At 39.7% G+C, this 17,317-nt stretch carries 16 protein-coding genes; 10 read left to right on the forward strand and 6 right to left on the reverse strand.

Annotated elements, in window-relative coordinates; genetic code table 11:
• The first annotated feature begins 197 nt into the window (after positions 1-197).
• The 4 genes from FTV03_RS05080 (at position 198) to FTV03_RS05095 (ending at position 4,459) form a co-directional block, all read left to right on the forward strand.
• Positions 198-1,205 (forward strand): SDR family NAD(P)-dependent oxidoreductase, encoded by a 1,008-nt coding sequence (locus FTV03_RS05080; RefSeq protein ID WP_180040308.1) that lies wholly within the window; start codon positions 198-200, stop codon positions 1,203-1,205.
• Between the two features lie 198 nt (positions 1,206-1,403).
• The gene (gene fumC / locus FTV03_RS05085) at positions 1,404-2,798 is read left to right on the forward strand and encodes a class II fumarate hydratase (RefSeq protein ID WP_111884341.1); all 1,395 of its coding nucleotides are present in this window, start codon (positions 1,404-1,406) and stop codon (positions 2,796-2,798) included.
• A gap of 361 nt (positions 2,799-3,159) precedes the next feature.
• Positions 3,160-3,651: a hypothetical protein gene (locus FTV03_RS05090; RefSeq protein WP_078193829.1), complete on the forward strand. Its 492-nt coding sequence runs from the start codon at positions 3,160-3,162 to the stop codon at positions 3,649-3,651.
• Between the two features lie 205 nt (positions 3,652-3,856).
• A complete protein-coding gene (locus tag FTV03_RS05095; protein WP_180035736.1) occupies positions 3,857-4,459 on the forward strand; it encodes a nitroreductase family protein in 603 nt (200 codons plus the stop codon).
• A 153-nt stretch (positions 4,460-4,612) separates the two neighbouring features.
• On the opposite strand, the gene FTV03_RS05100 is transcribed toward FTV03_RS05095, so the two are convergent.
• Complete coding sequence (locus FTV03_RS05100) at positions 4,613-6,400, reverse strand: acyl-CoA dehydrogenase (protein WP_180040310.1); 1,788 nt, start codon at positions 6,398-6,400, stop codon at positions 4,613-4,615.
• 122 nt (positions 6,401-6,522) lie between these two features.
• Between FTV03_RS05100 and FTV03_RS05105 the strand changes: the two genes are divergently transcribed.
• The gene (locus FTV03_RS05105; RefSeq protein ID WP_180040312.1) at positions 6,523-7,509 is read left to right on the forward strand and encodes a GlxA family transcriptional regulator; all 987 of its coding nucleotides are present in this window, start codon (positions 6,523-6,525) and stop codon (positions 7,507-7,509) included.
• Positions 7,510-7,516: 7 nt separating this feature from the next.
• Here the strand turns inward: FTV03_RS05105 and FTV03_RS05110 are convergent, their stop codons facing one another.
• From FTV03_RS05110 to FTV03_RS05130, 5 genes are all read right to left on the reverse strand, one after another.
• The gene (locus tag FTV03_RS05110) at positions 7,517-8,716 is read right to left on the reverse strand and encodes an MFS transporter (protein ID WP_180040314.1); all 1,200 of its coding nucleotides are present in this window, start codon (positions 8,714-8,716) and stop codon (positions 7,517-7,519) included.
• Complete coding sequence (locus FTV03_RS05115; protein WP_180040316.1) at positions 8,700-9,146, reverse strand: MarR family transcriptional regulator; 447 nt, start codon at positions 9,144-9,146, stop codon at positions 8,700-8,702. The genes FTV03_RS05110 and FTV03_RS05115 overlap by 17 nt, the downstream gene beginning before the upstream one ends.
• Positions 9,147-9,337: 191 nt before the next feature.
• Positions 9,338-10,114 carry a DUF805 domain-containing protein gene (locus tag FTV03_RS05120; RefSeq protein ID WP_180040318.1) on the reverse strand — a complete coding sequence of 259 codons (777 nt, stop codon included), beginning with the start codon at positions 10,112-10,114 and terminating at the stop codon, positions 9,338-9,340.
• A gap of 139 nt (positions 10,115-10,253) precedes the next feature.
• A complete protein-coding gene (locus FTV03_RS05125) occupies positions 10,254-10,808 on the reverse strand; it encodes a thermonuclease family protein (protein ID WP_180040320.1) in 555 nt (184 codons plus the stop codon).
• A 185-nt stretch (positions 10,809-10,993) separates the two neighbouring features.
• Positions 10,994-11,911 (reverse strand): LysR family transcriptional regulator, encoded by a 918-nt coding sequence (locus FTV03_RS05130; RefSeq protein ID WP_180021744.1) that lies wholly within the window; start codon positions 11,909-11,911, stop codon positions 10,994-10,996.
• A 93-nt stretch (positions 11,912-12,004) separates the two neighbouring features.
• Between FTV03_RS05130 and FTV03_RS05135 the strand changes: the two genes are divergently transcribed.
• The 5 genes from FTV03_RS05135 to FTV03_RS05155 all read left to right on the forward strand — a co-directional run bounded on the left by FTV03_RS05135 (position 12,005) and on the right by FTV03_RS05155 (position 17,277).
• Complete coding sequence (locus tag FTV03_RS05135) at positions 12,005-13,246, forward strand: acyl-CoA dehydrogenase family protein (protein ID WP_078190971.1); 1,242 nt, start codon at positions 12,005-12,007, stop codon at positions 13,244-13,246.
• 110 nt (positions 13,247-13,356) lie between these two features.
• Entirely contained in the window at positions 13,357-14,478 is a 1,122-nt protein-coding gene (locus tag FTV03_RS05140) for a phosphotransferase family protein (protein ID WP_078193821.1), read from the forward strand.
• Positions 14,475-15,173, forward strand: coding sequence for a histidine phosphatase family protein (locus FTV03_RS05145; protein WP_078193820.1), 699 nt, complete (start codon positions 14,475-14,477; stop codon positions 15,171-15,173). The genes FTV03_RS05140 and FTV03_RS05145 overlap by 4 nt, the downstream gene beginning before the upstream one ends.
• Before the next feature lie 19 nt (positions 15,174-15,192).
• Positions 15,193-15,936: an SDR family oxidoreductase gene (locus FTV03_RS05150; protein ID WP_078193819.1), complete on the forward strand. Its 744-nt coding sequence runs from the start codon at positions 15,193-15,195 to the stop codon at positions 15,934-15,936.
• Between the two features lie 294 nt (positions 15,937-16,230).
• The gene (locus tag FTV03_RS05155) at positions 16,231-17,277 is read left to right on the forward strand and encodes a fatty acid desaturase (RefSeq protein WP_180040322.1); all 1,047 of its coding nucleotides are present in this window, start codon (positions 16,231-16,233) and stop codon (positions 17,275-17,277) included.
• Positions 17,278-17,317: the final 40 nt, after the last annotated feature.

Here is a 17,317-nt window from a genome sequence, read left to right on the forward strand (position 1 = left end):
AGTTAATATCCATAACTGCAACACAGTCAAAATTCTAAAGCAGTAAGATAAAACTAGAATGCTCTTGCAGATTGTTCGGCTCATGAAAAATGCTGAGGCGAAGTTTCAAAATTTAGATCTGTAGATAAGTTGGTGACGACACCAAGATGATGCCAAAGAGTTGTAAAAGCTTGATAACTATAAGGAGTATCTAAACAATGATTTTAGTGACTGGTGGTTTAGGCTTTATAGGTTCACATATAGCCTTGAGTTTAATGGCTCAAGGTCAAGAAGTCATTATTGTGGATAATTTATCCAATGCAAATTTACAAACACTTGAACGACTAGAATTTATTTCAGGCATGTATGTGCCTTTTGTCAAACTCGATATTCGCAATACTCCCGCACTCAATAAAGTATTTGAACAATATACCGTCGATGCTGTCATTCATACGGCAGGCTTTAAGTCATTGGAAGAATCCGTCCTTAAACCACTTGAATATTATAATGATAATGTCAGTTGTATCATGAGTTTGCTGCGTGCCATGCAGCGAACAGGTGTACGAACACTGATCCATTTATCAAGTTTGGCGGTATATGGTCAGTCTTCGGCAGATTTAACAGAAGACACAGAAATCAATTTTACTTATCCAAATCCCTATGTGAAATCTCAACAAATGGTGGAAGAAATTATACGGGATACCGCACGTACTGATAACGAGTGGAAAATTGCGATTTTGCGTTTAGGAAACGTCGCAGGTGCATTCGAACATGCAGTTTTAGGTGAGTTTGTTGCGCCATTGCCAAAAAATATCGTGCCGCTTGCGATGCAAGTCGGGGCTTTACAACGAGACTTTATTGAACTTCGCAAACAAGCTAAAACTGAAGATGGTACTGTGGAACGGAGTTTCTTGCATGTACTCGACTGTTGTAAGGCGGTGTGGCAATGTTTGCAATGGTTGTCGCAGCAACAATTCAGCTGTGAGGCCTTTAATATTTCAGGTGAGTTGGTTTCGATACAGCAACTATTAGATACGCTTTCAGAAGTAACTAAGGCCGAGATTAAGACTGTCGAATCTACTTTTTATCCAAGCCATGAATATGACCAGCTTGGGGCAAGTACACAGAAAGCGAAAAGTACTTTTGATTGGCAGCCTGAACAAGATTTAAAGAAAATGCTAGAAGATGAATGGCGTTTCTATCAACAAACATTAAGAGGTAATTAACTCGTCTTGTATTGGGTGAATTTAATCATCGTGCATGATTTTCTTTATAAAATCACGATAAAGATTATCAAATAAACCACTTGTAATTGATAATGGTTATTATTTACAAGTCTAAACAAGTTACCTAAACTGTATTTATCAGCAGAATTTGATTCTGCACAGACGTTCAATTTTATAGATAAGGATATGAGGTCATTTATGCAAACACGTATTGAACATGACACAATGGGCGATGTTGAAGTACCTAGCGATGCGATGTGGGGTGCACAAACACAGCGTAGTTTGCAAAACTTTAAAATTGGTGGTGAACGTTTACCACGTCCAATGATTCGTGCAATGGGTCTCGTTAAAAAATCAGCAGCGATTACTAACGCAGCATTGGGTCAAATCCCTCAGGAACTTTCTGGTTATATCGTCAATGCAGCCGAAGAAGTGATCTCAGGGCAGTGGGATGCACAATTTCCACTGGTAGTTTGGCAAACTGGTTCAGGTACGCAAAGTAACATGAACTGTAATGAGGTAATTGCCAATATTGCCAATCAAAAACTGGGTAATCCGTTGGGCTCACAAAAACCTGTCCATCCCAATGATCATGTCAATCGTGCTCAATCGACCAACGATTCATTCCCAACCGCAATTCATGTGGCTGCAAGTCTACAAATCAATGAGCTTTTAATTCCTGCAGTAACAAAACTGCGTAATACCTTAGAAGCTAAATCTAACGATTTTAAAGATATTGTTAAAATTGGCCGTACACATTTACAGGACGCAACGCCTTTAACATTAGGCCAAGAGTTTAGCGGCTATGTTTCACAGCTCGATCATGGTTTGAAGCGTTTAAATCAAGCTTTAGAAGGACTGTATGAATTACCACTAGGTGGTACAGCGGTCGGTACAGGTCTGAATGCACATCCTGAATATGCTGTAAAAGCAGCAGCAGAACTTGCGAAACAAACGGGTCTGCCATTTGTCACTGCGCCAAATAAATTTGAAGCACTAGCAGGGCGTGATGCAGCTGTATTTGCTTCGGGGGCTTTAAAAACACTTGCTGCAAGTTTAAATAAAATCGCCAATGATGTGCGCTGGTTAGCCAGTGGCCCACGCTGTGGTTTTGGTGAGCTACGTATTCCAGAAAATGAACCAGGCTCAAGCATCATGCCAGGTAAGGTCAATCCAACTCAAAGTGAAGCCATGACAATGGTGGTTGCTCAAGTACTTGGAAATGACACAACCATTAATGTTGCCGGTGCATCGGGTAACTTTGAATTAAACGTGTTTATGCCTGTTATTGCCTTTAACTTATTGCAATCTATTCAACTCCTCGGTGATGCATGTAATAGCTTTAATGACCACTGTGCAGTAGGCATTGAGCCAAACCGTGAAAAAATCGATCATTTCTTACATGATTCATTAATGTTAGTTACGGCACTCAATCCTGTAATTGGTTATGAAAATGCTGCAAAAGTTGCTAAAACTGCATATAAAGAAGGTAAAACTCTAAAGCAAGTTGCGGTAGAACTCGGTTTAGTCACTGCAGAGCAATTTGATGAAGTGGTTCGTCCTGAGCAAATGGTTTCACCCAATACCAAATAAATTGTTTTGAGATCATTCATCTAGAGTGTTTGAAAATAAAAAGAGGGGCTGATTCATATTCAGCCTCTCTTTTTATTGGATATATGATTGAATTATTTTTCAACTAGTTATTGCCTAACACAGATTCTTTGGATTCATATTCATCTTGAAATGTATGTATAGAAACCAGACGATTTATTAAAAATAGGGGAACGAACAAAATGAAGAAAGGCCTGATGATGAAGCGAGTAATTCATTGGATTGGGCTTTGAATTCATTGGCACACTTGTTAAAATGCCTTTCTTTTTCTGTTTTCGTTGCTATTTGACATTTGTTTGAATAAATATTTGCAAGACAGTGTTTTATTTAAGGATTTCCCCCAATGCTCACCATCTATTTGACAGATGTCCAAAAGAACGTTCAATTTAAAGACTATCCGGGCGAGCATCCTGTTAAATTTGTTTTGAATTTTAAAAAGATTTTCCCAAGTGTTATGGAGCTTTTGCTACCAGTTTTGCCTGAAAATGAAAATCTAGAAGAAATGAGCTGGGAATCGACAACGACAGATTTTGAAAAATTTAAATTGCTACTCAGTGGTTGGGGCGTAATCGAACTACGTTTGAATGCTATTGCCCAATATAAAGACCGTGCTTATGCAGATAACTTGGTAAAAAAAGCACAGCAAAAGCGCAAAGAATATAAAAAAGCACAGTCAAAATTACAAACTGTTGAACTGGATTATCTATTCATGCACGAAGTTCATGGTTTGATTGATGCAGAGTTGGTCGAGCTAGGTGAAAAATTCTATCTACCGACTTTACGTGAGCTTTGGAAAAACCAAGTGTCAGCGAATGTATTAGAAGCAAAATTCTAAACTGCACACAGTTTTAGTCGAAAAATCCTCCGCTTAGGAGGATTTTTTATATGCACAGCAGAACTTCAGATTTACTGCGGCAAGTGACTGTTTCATAGTGACCCATCAAGCAAGTGAAGCATTCCAACATTTGGAAAGTCGCGATACTTATCATTCCAAATGTTTCTGACTCATCTGCACATTATATTCTAAAGGATCATTTTATATGTCAAATCAGTTTATTGACCTGATAAGCAAACGTCGCACTATTTATGCTATTGGGGACAATGTAAGCCAAAGCACAGAATATTTAACTGATTTGATCCAAACAGCGATTAAACAAAGCCCGTCTTCATTTAATTCACAATCTTCTCGTGCTGTTATTTTATTTAATGGTGAAAGCGAAAAATTTTGGGGCTTAGTCGCTGACAAATTAAAATCTTATGCAAAAGATGAAGAAAGTGCTGCGAAGACCACGGATAAAATGGCAAGTTTTGCAGCAGGATTGGGTACGGTTCTGTTCTTTGAAGATTTAGATGTGGTCAGTGCTCTACAAGCACAGTTTCCTTCTTATGCAGAAAACTTTCCAATTTGGGCAGAACATTCAACTGCCATTGCCCAATTTGCGACTTGGACTGCGTTACACACCGAAGGTTTAGGCGCATCACTACAGCATTACAACCCAATTGTGGATGAACAAGTACATGCTGAATGGGACATTCCTGCGCATTGGAAACTTCGTGCTCAATTGGTTTTTGGTTCAGTGGAAGGTGAAGCGAAAGAAAAAGGCTATATGGATGATGCCGCTCGTTTTAAAGTCTTCCAATAATTGCGGCGTATAGCACACTATCTTGATAAAAAAGGAACGAAACTATGTTCCTTTTTTATTGCAGTTATATTGAAATAGATAGGGTTGGACAAGATTTTCATCCGTGAAAACCTTGTCCAGATTAGCCCATTGAGGACTGAGCTAAACGGGTGACTAGAACCAGCTTTCTTGCATGTTGAGGCAAGTATCATCAAGTTCTAGCAATAACTTGGCTTGATGTTCTATTTCAGGTAACTCCCAGCGGATAAAATATTGCGCGGCTTGTAATTTACCAGCTAAGTATTGTTGATCTTCAGCTAAATCTGAATGTTCAAATTTCACAAGGGCTTGATTGGCCATTTCAAGCCATAGCCATGAAATGATGACTTTGCCCATCATGTCTAGATACAACGCAGAATTTCCCAGTGCCTGATCGACACGACCTTGGGCGAGGACTTGTCCCAAACTTTGTGTGGTTTTCTTCACCGTGTTTAAATGCCCTGAAAAAATCGCTGCAAGCGCCTGAGTTTTTGGATGTTGAGCTTGATCAATCGTATTTTGCATACGTTGTAATAACAGCATCAAACCTTTACTGTTGTGCTGCCAAAGCTTACGACCCAACAAATCCAAAGATTGAATGCCAAATGTGCCTTCATGGATCGGATTTAAGCGGTTGTCGCGATAACATTGTTCAAGCGGATACTCACGGGTATAGCCCGCACCACCTAAAACTTGGATGGCTAAATCATTGGCTTTTGGACCATAGGCAGAAGGGAATGATTTGACGACAGGGATAATTAAATCTAATAACAGCGCGCTGTCTTCATTGTTAGCGGCTTGATGTTCATCAATTAAACGTGCAGCAAATAGGCATAATGCAAGTGCGCCTTCCACATAGGATTTTTGCGCCAAAAGCATTCGTTTCACATCTGTATGTTGAATGATATAGACAGGTTTCGCAGCAGGATTTTTATCTGATACTAAGCGACCTTGTGGGCGGTTTTTGGCATATTCGAGCGATTCTAAATAGCCACGGTATCCAATCATGGCTGCACCTAAGCCGACACCCACTCGCGCTTCATTCATCATCTTAAACATATATTTAAGACCAGCACCTGCTTCGCCAATCAGATAGCCAGTACATTGGTCTTTTTCACCAAAGCTCAGTACTGTCGATGTTGTACCTCGGTAGCCCATTTTATGTAATAAGCCAGCCAGTTGTACGTCATTGGCATCTGCAAGTGAACCATCGCTTAGGGTTTTAAACTTCGGAACAATAAATAGCGATATACCTTTCACGCCCTGAGGTGCATCTTGTATCCGAGCAAGGACCAAATGGACGATATTTTCAGTGATGTCTTGGTCACCCCCTGAAATAAACATCTTTTGGCCTTTGATGAGGTAGGTACCATCGGCTTGTGGTATGGCTTTTGTGGTCAAATCACCTAAAGATGAACCCACATCAGGTTCAGTCATAGCCATCGTTCCTGCAAAGCGACCACTGAACATATGCGGTACAAACATATCTTTTTGTTCAGTCGTACCGAAAGCTTGAATCACATTTGCAGCCGCAGCGGTTAGAAATGAATAAGCCACTGATGAAGGATTTGCTGACATGAAATAAGCATTTGCAGCCATGTTGATCAAAGTCGGAAGTTGCATACCGCCTGCATCATAATCATGCTGCGCACAAAGCAAGCCGGCATCTGCAAATTGCTTCCATGCCGTTTTGACTTCTGCAATGGTTTTAACCTGTTGACCATCAAAGGTAGGTTCGTTTTGATCGGCTGTTGCGTTATGTGGTGCAAAAAAGTCTTGAGCAATACCTTGTGCAGTTTCTAGGATGCTTTTGAAGGTTTCAGTATCATGCTCAGCAAAACGTGGGTAATGCGTTAAGTCTTGCGCTTTAAACACGTCAAATAGCAAAAAATTTAAATCTTTGTCATTGATTAACTGCGCCATTGCTCAATCTCTAATCGGGTTGAATTTTATGCCTTAAGCCTAGCAGTTGATTTTTAGATATAGAATTGTCAATAATGACACTTAATAAGTTAAAAATGACATTTTGATAATTTGAACTTTAAATGAAGAAAATCATAATTTTAGCATTTGATGGTGCTTTGGCTTCCGCGATTACTGGGGTTGTTGATCTATTTGCAATGGCGGGTGTCAGTTGGAACCGGATCCAAAAACAGAATGTGCAGCGGCTATTTCAGGTCAAAATTGCCTCACAACATGGTCAAGCTGTGCAATGTATCAATGGCATCAAGCTTTATGCAGATTTAGCATTTTCTGAAATAACAGATGCAGATATCATCATTGTTCCAACGATAGGCGCGGCGATTTTAGATGTTTTAGCGCAAAATTCAGCGCTGATCGAGTTATTAAAAACTCAGCAAGTGCAGAGCGGAATGATCGCAGGAAATTGTACGGGTAATTTTTTTCTGGCGGAAGCAGGGCTTTTAGATGGTAAGCAGGCAACGACGCATTGGGGCTTTCAGCAAATGTTTCGTGAACGCTATCCTTTGGTCAAACTGAATGCAGATCAGCTCATTAGCCATGACCAAAATATTTACTGTGCAGGCGGCGGCTTAGCATGGTTTGATTTGGGGCTACACCTAATAGAACGTTTTTATGGTTTTGAAACGGCAATCCATACGGCAAAATCATTTGTACTGGATTATCGTCGTGATAGTCAGTTGTCCTATTCATTATTGAAAATATCTAAACCGCATCAGGATGGTTTGGTGCAAAAAGTTCAAGATTGGTTAGAACAGCATTATCATGAAAATATTGTCTTAGATGAACTTGCAGCGCAGTTTAATGTGACAACGAGGACATTGATTCGACATTTTAAAACGGCTTTGGATATTCCACCGAATCAATACTTACAATCGATACGGATTGAAGCTGCACGAAAGCGTTTAGAAGAAACGGGACATGCTTTAGATCTGATTATGCGAGAGGTTGGCTATAGTGACCCAAGCTCATTTCGACGGTTATTTCAAAAAAAAACGGGGCTGAGCCCCTTAGAATATCGTCGACGTTTCAGCCGACGATTTGATGTTTAGTTATAGTTTAAGCGGTTCGAACGGTATAACGACCATGTAAAATGTAGTAGGCACCAATACATGCAAAGGCAGCAAATGCGCTATACAAATACAATTGTGAGTAGCCAATATGGTCGAGCAATTTACCGATAAAGTATGGTCCAAAGCCTAAGCCGGCATCTAAAAAGATAAAGAAAGTTGAAGTGGCAAAGCCCATACGTTCAAGCGGCGCACTTTTCACGGCAACTGTTTGGCAGACCGACTGAATATTGCCATAACCGAGTCCGAGTAGCCCTGCACAAAGTAAAAGCATCCATGAACTCTGAGTGATGCTGAGTAATACCAATGCCACGCCCATAATCACAAAAGCAGGGTAGATCACTACATTTTCACCTTTACTGTCCATTAACGGGCCTGTAAATGGGCGAGAAATTAAAATCGCAATGGCATACATCAAAAAGAAAAACGAGGCTGTTTCAACCAAATCGATTTCTTTGGCATAGAAGTTAATGAAAGATAAAACACCTGAATAGCAGATTGAAGCGAAAAGCATGATGAATGATATCGGTAATGCTTTAGGCTCTACAAATTGAGCAATCCAACTCGGTTTTTTGACAGCTTCAACAGTATCGAGGGGTTTATTGATTTTGGGTAAATCGGGCACTTGAATCAGCAAGGCAACCAATAGGCAGCTCAATGCGATAATCGTAGAAACGATAAAAATCGCGTGATAACCAAAGTGTAACATCATCCAAATGGCAAGAAATGGCCCAATAGCTGTACCTAAAGTACTACTCATGCTGTAGTAGCCAATGCCTTCACCGCGACGTGTCGCTGGTAAGATTTGGGCAATTAAGGTACCCAGCACTGTTGATGCCATACCCATCATAAAGCCATGCATAAAGCGTATGAAGAGCAACATGCCGACGCCAAACTGAATGAAGTAAAAACCAGAAAAGACTAAAAAGCCAATTAAACCAACGATCAGTGTTGTTTTACGACCAAAACGCTCTAGGAACTTACCCACCAATAAACGCCCGACCAATGTGCCGACAATGAACAAGCCTGAAACTAGACCGGCTTGAGCAGTTGTCGCACCTAATTCAGCTACCGCATAGCCTACGATCACCACAACCAAGAGATAAAAGGTTAAAACCAATTGGAAGTTAATGGCGCTGACTAAAATAAAATTTCGAGTCCAAAGTGGTGCTTTATCTTGCATGATCATCACCTACAGTGTTTTGTTCAAGTTCTTGCATGACACGGTGTAAAATTTGAATGGAGTGTTGGATATCTTGGCTAGCTAATGGCGCGATCAAGCGCTGCTCAAAGGCATCTATGTCTTTTGCACATTGCTGAAATAACTCACGTCCAGGCTTGCTGAGCATCATTTTCTTTTGACGTTTATCGTCAGTTTGCACATGTGCCAAAATATCCATCTGAGCAAGAATTTTGACACGCTTAGTGATGGATGGCTTGGATACGTTTAAATATTCCGCCATTTCAATAGATGTACAAGCGGTTTTTTCACGGATGACAAACATGACTTGCCAAAGCGAATAGTTCAATTGATAGGGCAGTAATATCGTGTTGATTTCATCACTCATCAGACGCGCACAGCGCAGAAGTGAAGAGCGGAAACCTAATGCGGAATTCATAATAGTTAACTAGGGTAACTAAATTATCGGCAACTTTACGCCTAATTTATTTTGAATTCAAGCGAATAACTCACAGCATAAAAAACAGGGATAAAAAAACCTGTGCGCACACAGGTTTTCTTGCATAACATTTCATTTAAAGCTTATCGTTCAATGCATATCGTTGAATTGATACCTTAAACAATACGTGTTTATTCTACAGATGCTTCTGCAGCTGCAATTGCTGCATCTTCCGCTGAGCTATCAGCATTTTCTGAAATTTCTACACTTTCACCATCTGCATAAGCAAGTTCTTCACCTTCTGATTCAGCTTGCTCTAAATATGCTGCAAGTTGTTCATCTGTTAATTCTTCAGGTTCACCTTCAGACATCATTGCTTGTTCTTGTAATTGGGCTTGTTCTAAATTGCTCATCATACTTTGCATATTGAACATCAATGGGATCATGACCAATAAATAAACAATCATCAGGATTAGATACAATGACCCAATAACTTTCTCTGTTTGTTCCGTTGGACGCTTAATTCCATATTTATTTTCACCTTCAGTGCCTTTTGCAGCCATCACATAAATGCTAAAGATGGTACCGACGAGAGGGATGAGAAAAATTAAACAGAGCCAACCGTTTTTATTCAGATCATGTAAGCGACGAATCGTAATACAGATCATTGCAGCAAACATTGCAACGATGGAAACGACAATCAGTGCGATTGCACTGAGTCCTAAGAATGAATTAAAAAGTGCTTCAATACTACGTTCTGCTGAATTGAAAAATGCAAAAAGACCCAGCGCGACGCTGATGCCCAATAGGCAGGTATAAATCATGCTAATGATAAATAACCACGCTAAATAGGACAGGCGGCCAAAACGTCCTTCAGGAGACAGTGGATGATCGGCTTTTTGAATTTGAGGCTGAATATTTTGATCTTGTTGAAACGGATTCAATTCGCTTGAAGTAAGTTCAGTCATTATTATTCCAATTTTAATTATCTAATTTATTTTCTATGCCCAAAAGGGCAGCATTATTGTATAGCGAAGTAAAAAAAGGTCAAATATTAGACATGGCTAAGTCGTCAAATATTCCTTAGCCATGCTGTAATGTGGTCTGTTATTTATGTAATTTACGATACTCTTTAGGGCGCATTGGACGACTGGCTTTCCACAAACCTTTCTTTTGTTTACGTGCTTTGCTTTGTAAATTCATCATATAGTGCAAATGCTTTTGGTCACGGATGTATTCTTCGTAAACCCACGCAGCACCACGTTTTACCATTTCTTCATTCATGCATTTACGATAGCGATAAATAACCCCAACGCAGCGGCCATAACGGTCTACATCAGTGATTTTTACGCGAACAAATTTCTTGTAAACCATGGATTTGATCAGTCGAGCGGACTCTTTACCGTAGGCTTGTGTCGATTCTGGCGCATCCACATAAGCAAAGCGAAGTTTGGTTTTAGAACGTCTTAGATTCATCCGATAGCAGGTGAGGGTGTCGCCATCACTAATATCGGATACACGGCAGAGGTACGATTTTCCTTTCTTAAAGGGGTGAAAAAAATCCTTTAAGAAAATGGTGACTTTATAGAGAACATAGACTGTGATCAGGCACAAAACTGCACCTAACGCCATGAGCCAATTCGCGGAGAGATTTGAAAGCATACACAATGATATGAACGAGCTCATATCGCATAAAAACAGGAATTTAGATTTTATAAGAACTCATGATTTATGGCTGTCGAATAAACCGACGGTCAGTTAAAAATACCTTAAATAATCAGCATTTGATCTATAAATATACAGCAAGTTTCATCACCCAGAATTCAATCTAAACCCATTTAAATAGCCTAAGCAAAAATTTTAGAAATTTGGCTTCGCAAAAAAACATGCCGTGAATTTAATTCCAAATCATTATGCCAATACATCCCTAGTTTAATTTTCGGCAAGTCTACAGGTACATCAAAAATATTCAGTTCGGGAGCAACCTGTAAATGCGTCAAAATATTTTGCGGAATCGTCAATATCGCCTTGGGTTGCTGTGCCAAAATTTGTAGCGCAGTAGAGTAATGCTGACAGCGTAAAAAAATCTCTCTAGAGTGTTTTTTACGATTTAAATAAATATCTTCAACTAATACACCTGCACGTCGGGAAGAAACCCCAATGTGAGGAGCAGAAAGATAAATAGATTCATCCATCTTGGAATGTTGACTACAAACCACGAATTGGTCTTCAACTAAAGTTTGAAAATTTATTTTTTCACCAAAGTTTTGCTCAAGATCAATCGCAAAATCGATTTGCTGTGCAGCAAGGTCAGCCACAATGGTTTTGCGGTCTAATTTAATACTGGAAAATTGGATCTGAAACTGTTGCTGTTGAAAGTGTTCAACTAACTTAGGAAAAATAATCGGTTCAATTTCATCATGTACCGCAATTTTCAAGCTCTGTACCATTGAAGGAGTAAATTGTTGTTTTTGGATAGAAATACTTTGAATCGCAATAAGCGCATTTTTAATTACGGGATAAATCTGTTCAGCAAATGGAGTCGGGAGCATTTTTGCCCCAGCACGTACAAATAAGTCATCTTGTAAATGTTGTCTTAAACGTTGAAGTGCATGACTCGCTGCAGACTGAGTAATACACAAAATTTGTGCTGCTTTTGAAATGCTTTTTTGTTCATAAACTGCGATATACAGTGGATATAAATTGATATCCATACGGTGGAAAACACCCATATCAATGACGGTGTTTTTATGAATACTATTCATGTTCATCTATTGAATTAAATCATTTTGTTCATATTAGATTTCAGGTTATGGTGTTGTAAAGCGTAAAGAACATAATATTTAAAGGATATTGTCATGTTTGAACTTTCAGCACGTGCACAAGATTATATTGAAAGAACAAAAAAATTTATTAAAGATGAAATTGAGCCTGTAGAAACTGAGTTTTGGGCAGAAGTTCATGAGTTGAACCAAGGTGGTGATTGGACCAAATGGCAATGGCCGGCACAGTTAGAGGTTTTAAAGGATAAAGCCAAAGCTGCAGGCTTATGGAATATGTTCTTACCTTGTCCTGAACTTGGGCAAGGCTTATCTGTACAAGAATATGCACACATCGCAGAACTTTCAGGCCGTAGCTTACTTGCACCCACGGTATTCAATTGTAATGCACCAGACAGCGGCAATATGGAAGTGATTTGGCGCTATGGTACGGAACAACAAAAGCAGCAGTGGTTAACACCATTACTAGACGGCAAAATCCGTTCGGTGTTTTGCATGACAGAACCTGCTGTTGCTTCAAGTGATGCCACCAATATGGAAGCAACAGCTGTCGTTGAAGGCGACGAAATTGTGTTGAATGGCCGTAAATGGTGGTCTTCAGGTTTAGGTGATCCAAATGCCAAAATCATTATTTTTATGGCACATACACCAGATGAAAGCAAAGACCGTCATCATCAGCATTCTATGGTTTTAGTACCAGTTGAAACTGCTGGAGTGAAAATCGAACGTATGCTTCCAGTCTTTGGTGATTATGATGCACCTCATGGACATGGAGAAATTAGCTTCACAAATGTACGTGTTCCTGTTGCAAACTTTATTGGCGGCGCTGGTCAAGGTTTTGAAATTGCACAAGGTCGCTTAGGCCCAGGCCGTATTCATCACTGTATGCGGTGTATTGGTGCAGCTGAAAAATCGCTAGAACTGATGATTGACCGTGGTATGAGCCGTACTGCTTTTGGTAAAGAAATTTTAAAACTCGGTGGCAATTTAGAGCGTGTTGCAGAAGCACGTGTTGCGATCGATCAAGCACGTTTACTGACCCTCTATGCAGCATATAAAATGGATACTCTAGGGAATATGGCTGCATTAACCGAGATTTCGGCAATTAAAGTGGTTGCGCCAAGTGTCTTAGAAAAAGTCGTTGATATGGCGATTCAAATTCACGGTGGTGCTGGGGTTTCTCGAGATACACCGCTCACAGGTTTCTTTGCCCAAGCACGTTCACTGCGTCTAGCTGATGGCCCTGATGAAGTACATAAAGGCATGATTGCTAAATTAGAATTGGCTAAGCGCGGTTACAGCAGCCGTCGTAAAAAATAAACAAGTTGTAGTCACATATTTGGCATGGCAACCCCGAATTGTCCATGCTATAAAACTATAGAAAATTATATTTTTATCATCATGATAGATTCAAGTTTAGGAAGAAAAGCATGTCAGTGATAGATGTAGGCGGTTCAGTTCGTGAGGGTGAAGAACTGGATGTCCGTGCTGTAGGAAATTGGTTGATTGAACATGGCGTTGAAATAGAAGGGCCTGTAGAAGTCACTCAATATTCAGGTGGTGCATCAAATTGGACTTATCGCTTAAAATACGACAATGCTGATTTAATCTTACGTCGTCCACCAAAAGGCACCAAAGCCAAGTCTGCACATGATATGGCACGTGAGTATAACGTACAGAAAGCATTATCAGAATTTTATCCAGTACTCCCTGAAATGGTGGCGCTATGTCAGGACGAATCAGTGATTGGCTGTGATTTCTACGTAATGAAGCGCGTAGAAGGCATCATTCCACGTGCAAACTTACCCAAAGAAATTAATTTTGATGAAACTCAAGTTCGAGCGTTGTGTACCAACGTCATCGATAAGTTAATTGAACTGCATCAAGTGCCTTATGAAGGCACAGCTTTAGAAAAAATAGGCAAGGGCGACGGCTACTGTCGTCGTCAAGTGGAAGGTTGGGACGCACGCTATGAAAAAGCCAAAACCTTAAATGTTCCTTCTTTTAAATATGTCCGTAATTGGCTCAAAGACAATATTCCTGCTGACTCTAAAACCTGTGTAATTCATAACGATTGGCGTTTTGACAACGTCATTTTAGATCCAAATGATCCTACCCAAGTGATTGGCGTATTGGATTGGGAAATGGCAACGCTTGGCGATCCACTGATGGACTTAGGTTCAGCTTTAGCGTATTGGGTTGAAAGTGGCGATAACGCAATTTTTAAAGCGACTCGACGCCAGCCGACTAACTTGAAAGGTATGTTTAGTCGTAAAGAAGTCGTTGAATATTACTTAGAAAAAACTGGTCTACAAACAGACAACTGGACATTTTATGAAGTGTTCGGCATTTTCCGTTTAGCCGTGATCGCACAGCAAATTTATTATCGCTTTTACCACAAACAAACCAATAATCCTGCATTCAAAGATTTTTGGATTGTGATCCATGCTTTACATATTCGTGCATTAAAACTTATTGGTTTGCAAAAACTTGAAGCCAATGACGTGGCACAAAAATATATTGAAAAAATGAAGGATATTTTAGGGAAATGACCACGATATATTTAATTCGGCACGGTCAGGCTTCTTTTGGTGCGGAAAGCTATGACAAGCTTTCTCCCAACGGTGAGCTACAGGCTAAGGTGCTGGGACAGTATTTCGACCGTATTTTAAAAGAAAGTCCTTATGTGGTTGCGGGCTCCATGCAACGTCATCAACAAACAGCCAATCTTGCATTGGCTGAATGCTTTCCAGAAGCACAAGTTGATACAGATAACGCATGGAATGAATTTAATCATCAGCAAGTTTTTGCTCAATATGAACCTCGATTTAACCAACCGCATTTATTAAAAGAAGATGTATCTAAGCATGAAAACCCACGTGCTTATTTATCGAAAATTTTTGAAGGCGCCATTGAGCGTTGGACAGGTGGAGAATTTCATCATGAATATGATGAATCTTGGCCACATTTTAAAAGTCGAGTCGAAACAGCGCTAGAAAAGTTATGCACTCAACTGGCTGAAACCAAACCACGCTATGCTGTTGTGTTTAGTTCAGGTGGAGTGATCTCCGTTGCCGTAGGTAAAATTTTAGGGCTGAGTCCAGAAAAAACATTTGCACTCAATTGGGCCATTGCCAATACCAGTATGACAACACTGCGTTTGGTTGGAAATGAACCGCAATTACTCAGTTTAAATGAACACCATTTTATAAAAGCAGTTGATCCAAATTTATTGACTTGGATCTAAGATAAACAAAGGAATTATCATGGCTAAAACAATTTTAATTACAGGTGCAAGCTCAGGGATTGGTGCAGGAATGGCACGCGAGTTTGCACAAAAAGGCTACAACTTGGCCATTTGCGCACGTCGTTTAGAGCGTCTAGAAACGCTAAAAAATGAACTGGAAAGCCAATATGGCATCAAAGTGATTGCGAAAACCCTCGATGTCACAAATTACGATCAAGTGTTTGAAGTATTCCGTGCCTTTAAAGCAGATTTTGGCAGTATTGATCGTGTTATTGTCAACGCAGGTGTCGGTGAAGGTCGTCGTATTGGTAAAGGCAATTTTGAAATTAACCGTGCCACAGTTGAAACTAACTTTATCTCTGCATTAGCGCAATGCGAAGCTGCGGTTGAAATTTTCCGTAGCCAAAATGCAGGGCATTTGGTGGTGATTTCGTCGATGAGTGCTATGCGTGGTATGCCTAAACATTTAACGGCTTATGGTGCAAGTAAAGCAGGTGTTGCTGCTTTAGCTGAAGGTATTCGTGCAGAGCTGATTGATACCCCAATTAAAGTGACGACTATTTTCCCAGGTTATATTCGTACGGAGATCAATGAAGGTGCGAAAAAACTGCCATTTGAAGTCGATGAAAAAACTGGTTCACATCTTTTAGCAAAAGCCATTGAGAAAGCACCAGTTAAAGCTTATGTACCACAATGGCCGTGGTTGCCTTTAGGTCTTGCGATGAAAGTATTGCCGTTGAAGATCGTGAATAAATTAGGTTAATTCTTTATATAATAAAAAAGCTCCAATATTAGGGCTTTTTTATTCTCAAATAATATTCGCCATCCTCTGTAGGTTAAAAAGGAATACATAAAACCTGTGATGAAAAGACATTAAAAGCAGCCGATTTTGCAAAGAAAAAATGGAGTAATTACTCAGATTATTTATAAATAAGATATTGAAAATAAATAAAATGTTGAATATTTGAACAGACGATGATTTGTTCTCAAAATAGCGATTTCCTTTTTTTTAATTTGCTTTAATGTACAACTGTTCATTAATTTTTAGGTTTGTACTATGTCTATGTCTTCCGATATGACAGATCAACAGCGAATTAACAAAGTCAGAACTGTCGTAACGAAAGCTGGTGAAGACTTACGTCAGCAATATCCCATTTTAAAGCATCAAAACTTTATAGGCGCAGCCATCCTTATTTTTGCGCTACTGGGAATGTTGGGTTCAGCTTGGGCGTTTGCTGTTGGCATTTTACCTGCATGGGCTTGTGTGATTTTGGTGGCGATGTTTGCTTCACTGACACATGAATTAGAACATGACCTGATTCATTATATGTATTTTAAAAAGATGCCATGGGCTCACCATCTCATGTTGGCTTTGGTTTGGTTAGCACGTCCCAATACCATTAGTCCTTGGGCACGTCGTCGTTTGCACCTCAATCATCACAAGTATTCAGGTTCAGAATATGACTTGGAAGAACGGGGCATCAGTAATGGCATGCCGTGGGGATTGCGTCGTCTATTGGTCATTAGCGATCAATTGATGACGGTGTATTTGCGCCCATTTCAAATGTTTAAAATGATTGGGACATTCATTGAAAAACAACCTGAAAAAGAACGTAAAACTGCATTGATCTCTCAACTGACTGGATTTTTTCCTTTAAGTTTTGTTTATTACGGCATTTGGTATGTTTTTGTCATTTATCATGTGGTGAATGGTATTGCTCCGATGTTAGGACAAAGTATTAGTTGGTCAGTTAATTTAGTGAAGTTAATTCCAACGATTAATTTTCTAGCCGTGGTTTGGATTATTCCGAACTTTATACGCTCTTTCTGCTTACAATTTATCAGCTCAAATATGCATTATTATGGTGATATTGACCCACGTGATGTCATTAAACAAACTCAGGTGTTAAATCCGTGGTGGTTGTTCCCAATGCAATTGTTTTGCTTTAACTTCGGTTCGACCCATGCCATTCACCATTTTGTGGTCAAAGAGCCGTTTTATATTCGTCACCTAACTGCAAAAACGGCACACCAAGTCATGCGTGAAGTTGGTGTACGTTTCAATGATTTTGGAACCTTTAAACGCATAAACCGCTGGAATTAATTAAATACAATCTTCAAAAAAAGCCCTCAATTGAGGGCTT

The organism is Acinetobacter sp. YH12218 (assembly GCF_013417925.1).
GTDB classification, from domain to species: domain Bacteria; phylum Pseudomonadota; class Gammaproteobacteria; order Pseudomonadales; family Moraxellaceae; genus Acinetobacter; species Acinetobacter amyesii.